Below are 17,237 nucleotides of genomic sequence, written 5' to 3'. Positions count from 1 at the left end.
GGCTGATACGTGTAAGTTCGAAAGCTGCGCTAAGATCTGTATAGATACGAGCATTAGCATGAGCTTGTAAACATGAAGCGGGTGTAGCATCGCTCAATACGCCTTCTACGACGTTTTTGATAGCTTTGGCTTTGTCTTCTCCCCAAGCAATCAATGCGATTTCGCGGGCACGCATCAGTGTTGCGATACCCATCGTGATAGCACTCATAGGTACGTTATCCATTGATCCGAAGGTGTTAACGGCTTCTTTGCGCGACTGAACGTCCAGAATAACCATACGGGTATTCGAGTTCAAGCTCGAACCGGCGATGTTGATACCGATGTTTCCGGCACGGCCAAGGCCTAGCAATGCATAGTCGATACCGCCTGCCTTGTCGATCGATTCTTCGAAGTTGCGGCAGTGGTCAAGGATATCGGACTGTGGTGCTTGTCCATCGGGAGAGTAGATATTTTCGGGCTTGATATTGACGTGGTCAAGGAAAGTCTCTTTCAAGACAGCAAGGTTGCTAGCCGATTGAGGTGAAAGCGGGTAGAACTCATAGATGTTGAAAACGATAACGTTCTCAAAGCTCAGCCCTTCTTCTTTGTGCATACGGATCAGATCCTGAAAGATGGTCTGCGGTGAGTGCCCGCCGGGCAAGGCAAGTACAAACTGCTCGTTCTTAGCCTGCTTGCTGCGGATACGCGAAGCAATCTCACGGGCTACTTCCAATGAAGCTTCAACGGATGATTCGTAAATATTAGTGGTGACTTTCTCGAAACGAGACAGAGCGGAAAGCTCAAACTCATTGTCAGATTTGTAGTAGCGCTGTGGGACGCGGTCTAATACAATCTGGGAACTTAAATCTAATCGCATAATTAATACTATTTGGTGGTTGTTATACTAGTTCTTTAATAATACTTTCCATTTTATCGAAATTCTCTTCGATGGACTGTAATAGTTTATACTGAGCATGCGTACGTACCAGATTATGCTTGTCGTATGCTGTTCTGTAATATGTATCACCATCAATATAATCCATCAGAAAACGAAGAGTTTGCTCGTAAGTGATGTATTTTGCTGAAAAAGCAAGATTATCAATTTCCGGTTGCGTCAGGAACGCTTTAGCTTCCGATAAATATCCTTTTGTGTAATTTTCAAACACATCCATTCTTAAGAATACATTATTTGTATCACGGTCATCTTCCAGACCGGCATTGGCATAAGAACGAATAGCATCGCCGTAATCGTTCAGACAAGTACTGTTCAGTACTGTATCCAAGTCGATAACACATAATACTTCGTCATCCTGATCGAAAAGGATATTACTGATCTTAGTATCATTGTGAGTAACGCGTGTAGGAATAATTCCTTTCTCTACTTTTACCCAGAAATCAAGCATTTCAGCTCTGTACTTTTCAATCCAGCCGATCTCTGTTGCCAAATCTTTAACTCGGCCTGCTTTGTCTTTACTTACTGCTTCATCCCATTGGTCAAAACGAAAGCGTATGTTATGGAAGCCCGGCAGGATATCTTCCAGCGGCTCTTTCATATCCGATAGTAAAGCCTGAAACTTACCGATACCTTTACCACCCTGATAAGCCAGTTCCAATGATGAAGCATATTGATGAGTTATGGTATCTTCGATGAATACACATGCTGTCCAGTATTCATTTTCTTCATCGGTATAGTATAGTTTGTTATCCGTTGTATGTGCTAAAGTCATCGCCTCACGCATAGGATCACCACCAACAGCTTCGATTTTCTTCTTCAGATGGCTGGTTACTTTATGAATATTATCCATCATGGCAGGGATATTCTTAAAGATATTGCCATTCTTGCGCTGAAGGATATAATTGGGCGTATCTGCTGTTGTCTCAACAAAATAAGTATCGTTGATAAGTCCTTCTCCGAGTGGACGCACATGCTTGACTTCGCCTTCGAAGTTAAATTTACTTGCTATTTCAGCCAGTTTGTTATTCATAATGATTGATTATTTTCCGGTTAACGTTTTGATTACTTCGATAATTGCTTTGCCTGCATCTTCTGCTTCCTGTACGCTGTGCGCTTCAGAATAGATACGGATAATTGGCTCTGTATTTGATTTACGCAAGTGTACCCATTTATCAGGATAATCGATCTTCACGCCATCGATATCTGTAATCTCAAATTCTTTGTATTTATCTTTGATGGTAGCTAAGATTGTATCTACATCAACATCCGGCGTCAGTTCAATCTTCTGCTTAGCCATGAAGTATTGAGGATAGGAAGCACGTATTTCGCTTACTTTTTTGTTCTCTTTAGCCAGATAAGTCAAGAAAAGAGCAATACCAAGCAATGAGTCACGTCCATAGTGACTGGCAGGGTAGATGATTCCGCCATTGCCTTCACCACCGATAACTGCATTGGTTTGTTTCATCAGCGTAGTTACATTCACTTCACCTACGGCTGATGCATTGTATTCGCAGCCGTATTTACGTGTCACATCGCGCAATGCGCGGCTTGAACTTAGATTCGATACGGTGTTGCCCGGTGTGTGTTGCAATATATAATCGGCTACTGCTACCAAAGTATATTCTTCGCCGAACATCTCGCCGTCTTCACACATAATTACAAGGCGGTCAACGTCAGGATCAACGACAAAACCTACATCGTAGTTTCCTTTTGCCATCAAAGCAGATATATCTCCCAGATGCTCTTTCAATGGCTCGGGATTGTGAGGAAATTGTCCGTCAGGGGTACAATACAGCTTCTCAACGGTTTTAACACCCATAGCCTCCAATAGTTTAGGAATTACAATTCCTCCAACTGAGTTAACGCAATCGATAGCAACTGAAAAGCCTGCATTTTTTACAGCTTCTACATCTACTAGCTCCAAGTCAAGGACAGCTTGTATATGTTTGTCGGTATAATCTTTCTCTGTGATTTTACCCAGTAAATCAACTTCGGCAAAGTTGAAATCTTCCGATTCAGCGATTTGAAGAACTTCTTCGCCTTCCTTAGCATTGAGGAATTCGCCTTTTTCGTTCAGAAGTTTAAGGGCATTCCATTGTTTGGGGTTGTGGCTGGCTGTAAGGATAATACCTCCGCTGGCTCCTTCCATCGCTACGGCTACTTCGGTTGTAGGTGTTGTGGCAAGGCCGATGTTGACTACATCGAAGCCGCAGCCGATAAGTGTACCGACTACAAGTTGTTCCATCATTTTACCCGAGATGCGGGCATCACGACCAACTACGATTTTGTTGGAACTTACTGTCGTTGTCTTCTTGATAAAGGCAGCATAGGCTGATACAAACTTAACTGTGTCAAGGGGAGTAAGGCCTTCCCCTACTGATCCGCCAATGGTTCCGCGGATGCCCGATATGGATTTGATTAATGTCATTGGTTTATTTAAATTGAAGTTTTCCGAAAAAGTTAGATAAATGAAAATTTGGAGTCGGATTGTCTATCGGATTCCATGAAAGGAAATGCGGTTGTTTTAAATCGTCTCCGCATTTATAAAAATTAGCATGAGCAGTAATACCTGATAGGTCATTAATTTTGTCTAAATAGAAAAGCTCTTTAGGTATAATCAACGAAAGTTCCCAATTTCCAGCAGTTTGGTGTACAGCTTTGTTTCCAAGGCTAGAGTAACGTTGTACCTTATCCAGATATTGAGCAGGTACTGGTGTCCTGTCATTTCTATCAATACCCGTAGCTACTAATGTTTTACCTATACAATTGCTTTCTATATTGTAATATATAGGAGAATCATTGAATGAGACAAAGAATTCGGCACAAGAATCTTTCCATACTTCGCCTTGGTCTTCTTCGCATACAGCCTTGATTTCTTCTTCATTAATTTTCCAATTGATATATATACTCTCTCCATCATGAGCTATACGGAATTTTACTTCCGGTTTATAGGGGTACTCATTCCAATTAACTATTGATACCAAATGGCTCTCGAGCGATTTCTGGTCAAAATATCCAGATATCTCTGAAGCATGAGCTATCGTAGCTATTTTTTCGACATTTAGTGTTTTCATATTAATTCTAGTATTTTGTCTTTAATTCTTCTCTATTCTGTTCAATTCTACATTAATTGATGCAGCGTCTTTGCATTTGAATGTGAGAACTGTTTTGCCTTTTTGCATATTTACGATAATAAATCCGTCATTCTCTTTTACAGCCCATTGACCATTCAGAGTTATAGTTACGGGAATCTCTTGACTCTCGTTACTGATCCATGGACGAGAATAGATACTTCTTTCGATTCTTTTTCCCTGATCATCGTATATTTCATCCGCAGTTCCTCGATATAAAGCTAAATCAGGATTCGAAACTGTCATATTTATAGTGTTCATATCAATCTCTTCTAGCATTAGCAGACATGTTGTGTCTACGGCTGTAATAATTGATTGAGGTAATGCCTTAGGAGTCTCAAAAAAGGCGAAAGATGTTATGTTTGATAATTTATCTTTTACTATATGTGCATTTTGATCTTGTTGCATAATTTCATAAGAATTTCTTATCGCTTTTTTATCTTTCAGCTTGAACTCAGTCTGAGGAAGAACTACATATTCGTATGATGCTCCTTTAGGTCCTTTACCATGATTAAGAACCAAATTTACCCAATTTCCTGAACTTATTTCGCCTGAATTTTGAAATCTTGATATTTGAGGGAAATTTTTCTCAAATACTACAACATTCGTCTTGTTATTAGGTATAAAATATCCTGTACCAAGTTGATCAACCCAATATTCGTTATCTATTTTATAATTGTTCCAATATTCTTTATCAGTTTCATTTGTTGCTGCAACTTGAAACACTGTTGTCTCTGTATTATAATCTGTATTTGTATTCTCAATATCAGATCCTAAACAGATTATGCGATTACCGAAAAAGTGGAATGATTTACGAGCACGATGCGAACCATTATATTTGTCGTGTTCGTGTAATATCATTGCAAATAAACCGTTCATATTTCTATGAGATAAACCTCCGGTAAAAGATTCATCGGAGAATAGCATCTCTTCGTAACCAGAGTATTTGTCAACATTCAAAACATTGGCTTTTAGCTGTTCAATTGGGAGATGAATCGCTGTAGTTCCAGGAATTCGGCCCCAATCGAAACCTTCCTGAATCCATCCACTGCTAGCTGGTGTTACACGTTCGTTTTCTTTGGCGGTTAATATTTGCATACTGCCATGAGCTAAATAACGTCCATACAGATTTGCTCCTCTATAATGCTCAGCAGCCCATAAATAGCGAGAATGACCTCTAACGACAGCCGACCAATTATTGCGACGTTGAACAGATACTGCTCCGTATCCCAAAGCTATATTTCCTTGTGGATTATCCTCTGCTACAATTCCATTCTCAGCGAACAGTTTTAACATCCTTTCCTGCTCTTCTTTATTAGATTTTGGCATATATTCAGGTTGCTCTTCTGTATTCGATGTTGCAGTAAGTCGGATGTATGCCGCTGCCATATCCCGATCTATTGGCTGTTTTCCATCAGGTGTACCTGCTGTAGCCATTCTTGCAAAATGAATTGGCACAAGTTGTCCTTTTCCATCAGGATGTCGTCCAGACATAGATAACGGGAAATGAGTCGTGTTGCAATAGAATCGCATAGTTGACAATACATTTTTTACAGTTTTATGCCCTAATTCAGAAACAGCGAACGAGGTTCTACTTAATATGTAAATCATATTGGTTGCGCCATCCAGTCCTCCAACTGCATAAGCAGGGTAGTTGTTGCGATGGTGAAAGGCACTGCCATCTGCTTTGAAAGCTCCATCTAAACCCGGAGCCGGTTTACAGCCTGTGTCTATCCATCTACTAAAAGCTCTGATGTATTGAGCCTTTTCTGGAGAGTCTTCCATAATCAAAATGCTACATATGCGCCCCATAGAGAGGGTGTTGAATGAATCCATATCAATTCCATTTTTTACTGGTCTGATAAATGTTTCATTCGTTTGTGCATACCATTGTAGAGCTTTTGCCGACTCGTTAAGTCTATTCGTTTCTTTCAATACTTCTTTCATAAGAAAATAAGATGTGAAAAAATTACGGAAGCTATATCCATAATGAGTGAAATTACCCATGTTACTGCCATAATATACTCCCTGATCTTTAGCATGATCATACATCATAAGAAATATATTCTTTAGTTTTTCTTTATGATCCGCATTCTGAGTATTGGAATAGGCATTTGCTATCTGTAGCATTAGATTAAAGTAATCTCTGAATTCCTGACCTTTTTGACGATGATAGGAGCTAGAATAGTTTGGTAAAATGCGTTCAAAAATCTCTACATAATATATGTAAAATAGTGGAAGTCCTGTAATTACACCATTATTATTTTTAATTTGGAATTTACTGAATCGCCCTTCTAAAGTTGAAACAAGTTTATCCGTAACTTTTACAGGAGTAATAATTAACCCACGTAATCTATTTTCCATTTCTGCTATTTCTTCTCTTTCTTGAGCTGAAAGCTGCGCTTTGTATAGAGCTTCATCTGGCTGTATTTGTGAGTTTTTATAGATAGTCAGCCAGTGATTCATACTTGTCTTATTAACAAATGGTTGGTGAATATCTGCAGTATGATGACGATGATCCGCTTTAGCAGCAGTAACTAGCATATCGAAATATAGCTTGCCTGATTCTTTGGGAGCCTTGATGATTATTTCATTCATCCCTTCTTCAGGTGTGCCTTCCATGTCTCTTTCGTATGACACATAAACCGCTCTCCATCCCTCAAAATTGATATTGTATGAAAATGAAGTACAAAGCTTTCCATTTTTTAGAAATTCGAATTCAAGTGTATTTGCATTTGCTTTCGGGTTATATATCCATACAGTAAAAGTAGATAGATATGTGTCAATACCTTTTGGATCTTTATTTTCGAAATGAAGATCTTTTTTTAAAATCAGCTCAGAATTTGCTTGGTAGTTCCATTCTAACGATTGGTTACCATCTTTATAATGCGCCGTGCTGATATTAACTTTAGAGTCTTTAGCTGTAATATATGAAGGAATATATTTATCTTCAAAGGACAGTAAACGATCATGTTTAATTATATCCTGAATATTTGTTCCAAATATATTTACATAGCTAAGCAGTAGTATTGAAAGTAATATAGTAGATCTGTATTTCATGGATGGCAATCAATTTTAAGCTTAATTATAAGGTATAATATCAGACAATATTTTTTCTCTGTACCAAGCATCATTTGTTTCTTTCAGCAAATCAGCCATATTTGCGCATAGCTTTTCGAAAACGTCTTTGTTTTGCTTGATATCCAAATTCTTCATTTGATATGGATCTTTTTTATCATCGAAGAAAAGTGTTTTTGTTATTTTTCTTGTCTCTTTATCTATGTAAATAGCTAAAGTATAATCTTTTGTCTTGATGCCTCTGGCATTTGGAAAATAATTGATGACGTAGCCTTCAGCATTTCTTTCTCCATTAATATTCTGCATATAAAGAGCTTTATCCGGACGTTTGATATCAACTTTTTCTCCTAGCAATATTGATGCATAGTTTTTCCCTTCAACTGATTGTGGTATACGTTCGCCCAATCCACTTAAGCCAAGTATTGTAGGCATTATATCGGGTGATGAAAGTAATAAGTCGTCAACTTTTGGCTTTAATTTATCAGGATATCTGACAATAAAAGGAATGTTGATCGCTTCGCTATAAGGCGAATTTTTTGGGTCATCAGTACCCTGACTACACATAGTTTCCCCATGATCGGATGCAAAAATAACAATTGTATTTTTGTCTAATCCCTGTTCTTTTAGTGCTTTCAGAATTCGGCCGAATTCGCGGTCTACGCCTGTTACTGATGCAAAATAAAATGCAGTGGACGCCTTTGCCTTATCCATTGATTTATCAGCATTTGGACGTACTAATAAACTGTCAATAGGCATGTCTTTATATAGGTTGTAATCCTCTTCCATGCAATCGTCCAGTGAGCTGTATGGCCCATGAGGAGGATTCATAGACACCATTAAGAAGAATGGCTTCTTAGAATCTCTTACATTACTTTTATTTGCAATATATTCTATCGCTTTATCAGCTTCGTGCTTTGGCGACCATTCCCGAATTTCGTGCCTTTTACCTTCTGTATCCCAATAATGAGGTTGTTTATGAACATCGTACGTCCCATAGCTGTACCAATAATTGAAATTATGGCGATCTTCAGGAGCTGTATATGCATCCCATGCAGGAATCTGGTCTTCAACATACTTGCCTGGTCTGTCCGGATCGTTTTTAGTAGGAGTATCAGCGTGTAATTTTCCTATATATCCACAATCATAACCCGCTTTAAAAAATACATCACTAATAGTTTCAGCTTCTTTGTTTAGAGTCGAATAGGGGCGTTCGCTATTGCAATTTAGAGTAATTCCACTACGATCAGGATACATACCAGTCAATAACATTCCTCGGTGAGGACTGCTTAGAGGGAAATTACTTATTGCAGAGCTTAATACTACGGATTCCTTGGCGAATTCATTCAGAATAGGTGTATGTGTGGGATCAGCTCTAAAACTTACTTTGTCATTAAATCCATCTTCATTCCAAAAAGACAAAGCGCTATTTCGGAATTGATCCGGGAATACATAAATAACATTTGGCATAAGTTGTTCTTGTTGAGCTGGTTTATTTGTACAAGAGGCCAATGATAGTGCACCAAGACTTCCGAATATAGCTTTTTTTATTGTAAGATTGTTTCTCATTCTACGTTGGTATGTGAAAATATAATTACGGTATTAAATCTAACCAAATTTATTCGACATACTAAGGTACTATATTATAAAAGTTATGCTTGTGTAAAATAGTACAACATTTGTATAATATAGTATAAGTGCTTAGATGACAGTAAATATAAGTACTTTGTTTAAGACTGTTTTATAAAGCTTTCTCTATACTCTGTTGGCGTTTGTTTGTAGACATCTTTAAAACATTTACTGAAGTAATGAGATGTATTAAATCCTGTAATAATTGATATTTCGGATATATTTAGGTCATGACGACTCTTCAATAATGAAGCTGCTTTCTTTAGTCGCATAGTCATAATGAATGCGTTTGGAGTTTGCCCTGTAAGTGCTTTCATTTTAGTGAAGAGATTTGTTCTGGACATACCCATTTTTTTCGAGAAATCGACAATACTAAAGTCAATATTATCCATATTCTCTTCGATTATAGCTTTGGCTTGCTCTATTAACTTTTGGTCTAGGGTGTTAGATGCCAGTTGTACCGGATCTACATCTTCATCTAGTCGAGTGCTAAATATTTGTTGTAAAAGTTTACGGCTATTTATCAGATTATTACATCTTGATATAAGTATTTCTACATCGAAAGGTTTGGTTATGTAGTCATCAGCACCTATACCAAGACCTTCAAGATTATGTTCGATAGAGGTTTTTGCAGTAAGTAGTATTAGCGGAATATGGCATATATTGATGTCCGATTTAACTATTTTACAAAGTTCTATACCTGTCATATTTGGCATAACAATATCGCTGACAATAATGTCCGGACTTTCATTATACACAAGGTCAAGCCCGGTTTTTCCATCGGGAGCATCGATGACTGTATAAAATGGAGCAAATACATCGACAAGCATATTTCTTAGATCATCGTTGTCTTCTACTATCAATATTTTCGAATTAGAAGCATTTTTTAGGCTAGTAGATACCTCTGAATTCTGATACGAGAAATTCTTTAAAATATTTATAGCTTCTTGATCTATTGTGTTTTGACTTGTGTCTTGTACAGCTAATTGTTCTGGTAAGAAATGTTTATTACCTAGCTGTAAGACAATTTTAAAAGTAGACCCTTTTTGTATTTCACTTTCAACTACAATAGAGCCTCCATGCAGTTCAATTATTCCTTTTGATAAGGCTAAGCCTATGCCACTACCTGAATTTTCATAATCGTCAACTTGGTAAAAACTATTGAATATTTTATCTATATCTTTCTGTTTGATCCCTATTCCTGTGTCAGAAACTGAAATCATACAATTATTATTTTCAGATTGTACACTTAGTTTTATTGATCCTTGATCAGGAGTATGTTTGAATGCATTTGATAAGAGATTATTTATTACTTTTTGCAGCTGTCTATTATCGTACCAAACATTTAATCTTTCGACATTTGAATCGAAGGTGAAGGTTATGTTCTTTGTTCTTGCATATTCTTCGAATAATATATAGTTTTCTTTTAGAAACTGAACGATATCATGTTCTGATGCAGATATGGTCATATGCCCCAGCTCTTGTTTTCTGAAATCTAATAATTCAGAAATCAAGTCTTTCATCTGTATGCTGTTTTTATAAGCACTAAGTATCTTATTATAAATATCACTTGTGAAGTTATGGTTATTAATCAGATATTCAAGCTGCCCGACAATGACCGTTAATGGAGTTCTAAATTCGTGTGATATATTAGTGAAAAAACGTAGCTTCGATTGGTTTAACTTTTCTACATCTTGCAAGTGCTTTTGTTCGTATGCCAACGAAGCTTGTAGTTTAATACGTTTGTCATGAGATCTAACGAGGTAAACTAGGATTAAGAAAAATAGTATTACATAACATAGATAGGCCCATGGACTCCTATATATTGGAGGTAATATATTAATATCCAATTCTATCATCTTTGTATGCGATTGCAACTCGTTATTACTCTTTACCAAAAGCTTGTAATTCCCCGCATTTAGATTTGTAAATGTAATTCTAGAGCTACGTAAGGGCATCCATTCATCAGAGAAACCCTTTAGCTGATAGAGCAGCCCCTCTCGATTGGAAGGAATATAGTTTGTAGTTGATACTTCGATCTCAAAGATGTTATATTTTGATTTTAGTTCTATAGCTGATGTGTTTAAAAACGCCTGAGTCAGGATATTGGTATTATCGTTGGCTTTTACTTCTTTGTTGTTTACATATAGCCGACTAAAACGAATGTCGTATTTTTTAGGACTAAAATTTAAATTTTTCAGATAAAAAGAAACCAATCCATCAACGCCTCCCAGGAAAACTTCTTTATCGGATGTCAGAAATATCGCATTGTCATTGATCATTGATAAAGGGAATCCGTTTCTTTGATTATAGTTGTGAAATTCACCTGTTTGTGGGTTTAGTCTCGAAAATCCCCGATTGGTTATAATTAGATAATCGTCAGGGGCTGCTTCTTGTATATTGTAAACAAAGTCGCCAATTAAATTATTCTTTTCAGAATTATAGTTTTTAAATGTTTCGGTTTCATAATCGAAAACATCTATGCCCCTGCCAGATGTACAGAAGTATAGTAGATTGCGACTATCCTGAGCAATACTATTTATATTATTGTTGCTTAGGCTTTTGATGTCATTGGGCCTGTGCCTATAGTTAGTTAGTTCTTTCGTTTCTAGATTATATTTATATACACCTTCGCCAGCAACCGAAATCCATAGATTATCAAGGTGATCAAGATGTAAATCCAATACATCTTTTATCGTTTGGTTTTGTTTACTTTCATCAAAAAGGGGGACGCATTCTCCTGATTTTATATCGAATAGTCCAATTCCATTGTCAGTTGCAAGTAATAACTTATTATTATATGGTACTATATCCCTGACAATATTAGATGGAATAGATTTCGGATTATCATAGTTGTGTTTGTAATTCGTGAATCGATCACTGTTTAGATCTAGCCTATCGAGTCCTCCCAGATGTGTTCCAAACCACATTGCATTATTTTTTTTATCATAATATATGGCTTTTACATTATTGTGAGATATACTGTTTTCTCCATTACTTTTAGGAAGATACCATTTGAATGTACCCGTCTCTCGATTTAGTACATTCACGCCAGCTCCTTCGGTGCAAATCCATAAATTATTCTTTCCGTCTTCAGTCATCCTGCCAACAATCGGTGAACTTAATCCCCCTTCTAGAACGTCGCTTTGTTCATATTGGGTATATATAAGGTATTCGGGATTAAAATAATTCACTCCTCCAAAATAAGTTCCTAACCACAATGTGCCTTGATGATCTTTGATAATGCTCCAGACAGAAGAGTGACTTAAGCCATCGTTTTTATTATTTGGTTTATAGTGTGTTATTCTTTTCGTTTTTTTGTTGTATTTATCCAGTCCATGGAAGGTTGCAATCCAAATATTACCCTGGTTATCTTGGCAGCAGCTTCTTACAAAGTCAGATGCGATGCTGTTCTTATTATTCGGATCATGAGTGAGTTGGAATGTTTTGTTGTCTGTTATGCAGAATAGACCATCATTCCAGCTCGAAACCCATATATCGCCATCTTCATCTTTGTATATGTCTGAGATTAAACTGCTCGTTTTTATTTTGTATTCAATGTGATTGTCTTTTCCTATTGTATACAGCCCAACATTAGTACCAGCATAAATTTTCTCTGTTTTGCTATCTATGAATAGGCTAGATATCGAAGAAGCTTCACTCGGTAAAGTGTATACTTGGGAAAATTCATTTTTGTCATTATTGTATAGGTAAATGCTTTTACCTCGTCCTACATATAGTTTATCAGAGTGGTAAAGTGACTTTATGTCGCTATCTTCCCATAGAATCGAAAATTCATCTTTGTTGATATGGTACTTGCTTATTCCCTCTGTAGATAATATATACAGTTTGCCATTTCTGTCTCCAGTTATTTTTTGGATATTATTCGAAAATAAACTACGAGGGTTATTCTCTTGCAACTTATATGATTCAATGTTTAGACCATCGTATTTATTTAGTCCTTCTCTTGTACCTATCCAAATCTGGTGATTTTCGTCCATGAAAAGTGTTAAGACAGAAACATGAGATAATCCGTCATTTGTACTCAAATGTCGAAACTTAATATCTTGCCCTTTCAACCCAATAGAAAGAGAAATCAGTATACAGAATATTATAAGATGATATTTTATATTCAATTGTATATAAATTGGCTTATTCTTTTACATCTTTCAAATAGTATAACGAAGATAGTAAATGTATAGGACTTATACCCGATAATAAGAGTGAAAAAGTGTAATAGTATCTTTTGTATGTAAAATATAGGCCTTGGTAAATATTTATTTTGTGTTTTGTAAATTGTTGATAAATAAGTTGTTGTATTTTATTGGTAGTTAAATGTACGCTCTTGTACAATGGTTTTATTTAAGCGAATTACATTCGTTAATGAAAAACAGAGTACTATCTATTATATGAATAGTATAAAATATAACCATGAAAAATTATTCCGAAAGAATATGTTGTATTTGATCTGCAATCAAAATGAATGATGATAGATAAATATACAAGTATATAAAAAAACGACAAAATGAAATTAAACTTTAAACTAATGAAAAAGTATTTTTTTATTTTATTATTGACATTTCTTTCAACAATGAGTTTTGCTCAAGAAAATCTGTTGAAAGACGGAAGTTTTGAAAATCAAAATGTATATCATGAAAATGAAATAGCACGAATTGCTGCATTTTCCGATCTGGGAAAATCTGTTCAGGCTGCTAATCCTAAAGTAGAACAAGGAGTTGAAGTACAAGTAGGAACTTGGTACAAAAAATCAGCAAATTCTGGATATCTTCGCGCAACTATTGTTGAAGATGATTGTCTAGATGGAGAAAAAGCTATATTGTTGGCAATACGCCAAAATTCTCCGCAAGCAGGGTTGGATAAATGGTATGGTACAGTTTTAACTCAGTATGTAAAAGTAAAACGCGGAAAAACTTATGTTTTGAAATTTGCAGCAAAATCCACAGAAAATTGTGAAAAAGTATATGCTGGTATAATAGGTGAGTCTGGAGATGCAGCTAAAGGTTCAAAATGGGTAAATATTAATACTGAATGGAAAGAGTATGAAGTTATCGTTACACCTGGAGCAAATTCTTCGGCTGTTATTATTGGTATATCTACAACATATAATAGTGAAGGTAAAACAAATCAAAGTTCAGTTACAATTGATAATGTAAGATTATATGAAAAGTGAAACGTCATCCAAAATTAAAAAATTAACAACATTTTTAACATTTAATAAATTAAGCCTTATTTATTGCTTATGAAAGCACATGAAAAAATTAGATTAGTATGCATGTTGATGCTAGTACTATTGTTACCAACAGTAGTATCAGCTCAGAAATTGGCAAAAGGTGTAGTTAGTGCACCTGACGGAGAGCCTCTTATTGGTGTTGCTGTAAGTTTAAAAAGTGATGCAGCCAAAGGAGTGTTTACGGACCTTGATGGACAATTTTCTATTGAGGTGAAAGACGCGAATGAGGTTTTGAAATTCACTTATATGGGTTTCAATACTATTGAAAAGAAAGTTGATTTAGCAAATCCAATGAAAATTGTGATGGAAGAAGAATCAAAATTCTTGGACGAGATAGTGGTAGTAGGTTATCAGGAAATCCGCCGTAGAGATTTAACTGGATCTGTTGCTAAAGCGAATCTAGGTGATATGCTTAAAGCTAGCGCCTCTAGTTTTGACCAAGCGCTTGGTGGACGTTTGGCCGGAGTTCAGGTGTCATCTGGTGAAGGAACTCCCGGTTCTGCGATGAACATTGTTATTCGTGGAGCTAACTCTATCAACTCGGATAATAGCCCTCTTTATGTGATTGATGGATTTCCAGTCGAAGATCCTGAGGTAGCATCAACTATCAATCCAAACGATATTGAATCATTAGATGTTTTGAAAGATGCTTCAGCTACAGCTATTTACGGTGCTCGTGGAGCAAATGGAGTAGTGATGATTACTACTAAGAAGGGTAAAGCTGGTGCACCTAAACTTACCTACGATTTTGATGGTGGAGTTCAAAGAATTTCTAACAAAATAGATCTTCTTGATGCATATGAGTTTGTAAAACTTCAAGAAGAAATTTATGCAAGCTCAGAGATGACTGGCGATAATGGTTACTTTCAAACTTATAATGGACATAAATATGGTTTGGAAGACTATCGTTATGCTGAACAATATGACTGGCAAGATATGATCTTTGAAGATGCATTCCAACAAAGTCATAATCTTTCCTTGACAGGTGGTTCTGAGGGTGTACGATACAATGTTTCAGCTTCATACTATGATCAGGATGGTGTTGTAATGAGATCAAACTATAATAGACTTCAAGGGCGTGGAGCTTTAACTATCAGAAAGAATAAGTGGCATAGTTATTTAACCGTAAACTATTCGAAAGCAACTCAAAGAGGAGCAAGTCCTTCGCAGACATCTTATAGTGGTATGAATAACCTATTCTATAGTGTTTGGGGTTATCGTCCTTTGACTCAGCCAAATGTGCCTTTGAATAGTTTGATGGACAATATTCGTGACGAGTCAGTTGATTCAAATAACGACTATCGTTTCAATCCTATTTTGGATCTTCAGAATGGATACAACAAACGTATTACAGATAACTTACGTACAAGTGGTTTTGTAGAATACGAAGCAATCAAAAACTTGAAGATTAAAGTCTCAGGAACTTATACTACAGATTTAAAAAGATACGAAGACTTTAATAATTCGAAAACAAGATATGGATACCCTGGATCTACATCAGGTGTAAATGCCAAATTACGCACATATGATAGAAGAACATGGTTGAATGAAAATACTATAACTTATCAGACTACAATTGATAAGAAACATAATTTAAACTTGTTAGGAGGTATTACATTCGAAGAAAGTCGTGATAAATTTAATTCAATAAGCTATTCACATATTCCTTTCGAGTCTCTAGGAATGGCAGGAATTAAAAATGGTACACCTGGTACACCTCAGGGACATGTTAAAGAAGAATCGACTATGTCGTATCTAGCTCGTGCAATTTACAATTTCGATAGTAGATATTATCTGACAGCAACTATGCGTGCAGATGGTTCTTCTAAATTCGATAAGAAAAATCGTTGGGGATATTTCCCTTCATTTGCACTATCTTGGAATCTGTCAGAAGAAAACTTCTTCAAACCTTTGAGAAACGTTATCTCAGAGTCTAAGTTCCGTGCAGGTTGGGGTGTTACTGGTAATAATAGAGTAGATCCATATGCAAGATTCTCTGAGCTAATGATGAAAGATGCTTCAGAAGGTCTTTATGTGAATCAAGAAGGAATAGGCCATGGTGTATATCCATTTGGAGAAAAACCAGGATCAGTAGGTGTTATACCAACGAGACTAGGTAATAAAGATCTGAAGTGGGAGACTACAAAGCAAGTAAATGTAGGATTAGATTTAACTTTATTTGGAGATCGTGTGAGCATTGTAGCAGACTGGTATGATAAAATTACTTCAGACCTGCTTATGGCTCAGACTATGCCATACTCTTCAGGATATGGTCAAGTTTGGAGAAATATCGGTGAAGTCCAAAATACTGGATTCGAATTTACTTTGAATACAACAAATATTTCTACCAAAGATTTTGAATGGACATCTAGCTTCAATATTTCATTCAATAAAAATAAAGTAAGACAACTTGCAGATGGAAGAAACTCAATGACTTCGGTTGCTACGTTTGACCAAAATTTCAATGGTATGTCAAACTATATCGCTAAGGTTGGAAATCCTATTGGTATGATGTACGGTTATATTTATGATGGTACATACAAATACGATGATTTTAATAAGAGTGGAGGTTCGTATTCATTGAAACCTGGCATTCCAAGTTTTTCAGGTGAAGCAAATACACAACCAGGTTATCCTAAATATCGTGATATAAATGGTGATGGAGTTATCAACTCTGATGATAGAACTATTATTGGTAAAGGTGATCCAAAACATATCGGAGGTTTTACTAATAACTTCAGATATAAAGATTTCGATCTAAGTATTTTCTTACAATGGAGCTATGGTAATGATATCCTGAACGCTAATAAGCTAATGTTCGAAAGTGGTTTTAACAAGAAAAAAGATTTGAACCAATTTGCATCATTTGCTAACCGTTGGACTCCTGAGAATCCAGAAAGTAATATCCCTAGAGTAAGTAACTCAAACTCTAACAACGTAATTTCAACTCGTATTATTGAAGATGGTTCATTCTTGAGAATCAAGAATATAACATTAGGATATAATATCCCTGCTAAGATGTTGAAAAAAATACGTATAGATAGAGCCAGAATATATGTAGCAGTTCAGAACCTATATACATTCACTGATTACTCGGGTTACGATCCGGAAGTGTCAATTAAAAATTCAGCACTTCAGCCAGGGCTAGACTTCTCGGCATATCCACGTGCTAAGACTTTTAATTTTGGTATCAATTTAGGGTTTTAATCACAGTAAA

At 36.1% G+C, this 17,237-nt stretch carries 9 protein-coding genes; 2 read left to right on the top strand and 7 right to left on the bottom strand.

The genetic code is table 11. From position 1 onward, the window contains the following. From C1A06_RS14550 to C1A06_RS14520, 7 genes are all read right to left on the bottom strand, one after another. Positions 1-856, bottom strand: an 856-nt coding sequence (locus tag C1A06_RS14550; protein WP_185116852.1) for a 6-phosphogluconolactonase, incomplete at its 3' end; no start/stop codon positions are given. Between the two features lie 22 nt (positions 857-878). Next, positions 879-1,964 (bottom strand): phosphotransferase enzyme family protein, encoded by a 1,086-nt coding sequence (locus C1A06_RS14545; RefSeq protein ID WP_101690873.1) that lies wholly within the window; start codon positions 1,962-1,964, stop codon positions 879-881. Between the two features lie 9 nt (positions 1,965-1,973). After that, positions 1,974-3,362: a phosphoglucosamine mutase gene (glmM, locus tag C1A06_RS14540; protein ID WP_101690872.1), complete on the bottom strand. Its 1,389-nt coding sequence runs from the start codon at positions 3,360-3,362 to the stop codon at positions 1,974-1,976. A 4-nt stretch (positions 3,363-3,366) separates the two neighbouring features. Then, positions 3,367-4,008, bottom strand: coding sequence for a carbohydrate-binding family 9-like protein (locus C1A06_RS14535; RefSeq protein ID WP_101690871.1), 642 nt, complete (start codon positions 4,006-4,008; stop codon positions 3,367-3,369). A gap of 21 nt (positions 4,009-4,029) precedes the next feature. Continuing rightward, positions 4,030-7,125: a chondroitinase family polysaccharide lyase gene (locus tag C1A06_RS14530; RefSeq protein WP_101690870.1), complete on the bottom strand. Its 3,096-nt coding sequence runs from the start codon at positions 7,123-7,125 to the stop codon at positions 4,030-4,032. 21 nt (positions 7,126-7,146) lie between these two features. Beyond that, the gene (locus tag C1A06_RS14525) at positions 7,147-8,709 is read right to left on the bottom strand and encodes a sulfatase family protein (protein ID WP_101690869.1); all 1,563 of its coding nucleotides are present in this window, start codon (positions 8,707-8,709) and stop codon (positions 7,147-7,149) included. A gap of 161 nt (positions 8,710-8,870) precedes the next feature. Further along, entirely contained in the window at positions 8,871-12,899 is a 4,029-nt protein-coding gene (locus C1A06_RS14520; protein WP_101690875.1) for a hybrid sensor histidine kinase/response regulator transcription factor, read from the bottom strand. 416 nt (positions 12,900-13,315) lie between these two features. Between C1A06_RS14520 and C1A06_RS14515 the strand changes: the two genes are divergently transcribed. Beyond that, complete coding sequence (locus C1A06_RS14515) at positions 13,316-13,960, top strand: carbohydrate binding domain-containing protein (protein ID WP_159461429.1); 645 nt, start codon at positions 13,316-13,318, stop codon at positions 13,958-13,960. Between the two features lie 102 nt (positions 13,961-14,062). Further along, complete coding sequence (locus C1A06_RS14510) at positions 14,063-17,227, top strand: SusC/RagA family TonB-linked outer membrane protein (RefSeq protein ID WP_245872086.1); 3,165 nt, start codon at positions 14,063-14,065, stop codon at positions 17,225-17,227. Positions 17,228-17,237 lie beyond the last annotated feature (10 nt).

Origin of the sequence: Dysgonomonas massiliensis (assembly GCF_900240225.1) — a bacterium.
In the GTDB taxonomy this organism is placed as follows: Bacteria; Bacteroidota; Bacteroidia; order Bacteroidales; family Dysgonomonadaceae; genus Dysgonomonas; species Dysgonomonas massiliensis.
The sequence above is the reverse complement of the archived record's forward strand: the minus strand, read 5'-3'. Positions and strand labels throughout refer to the sequence as shown.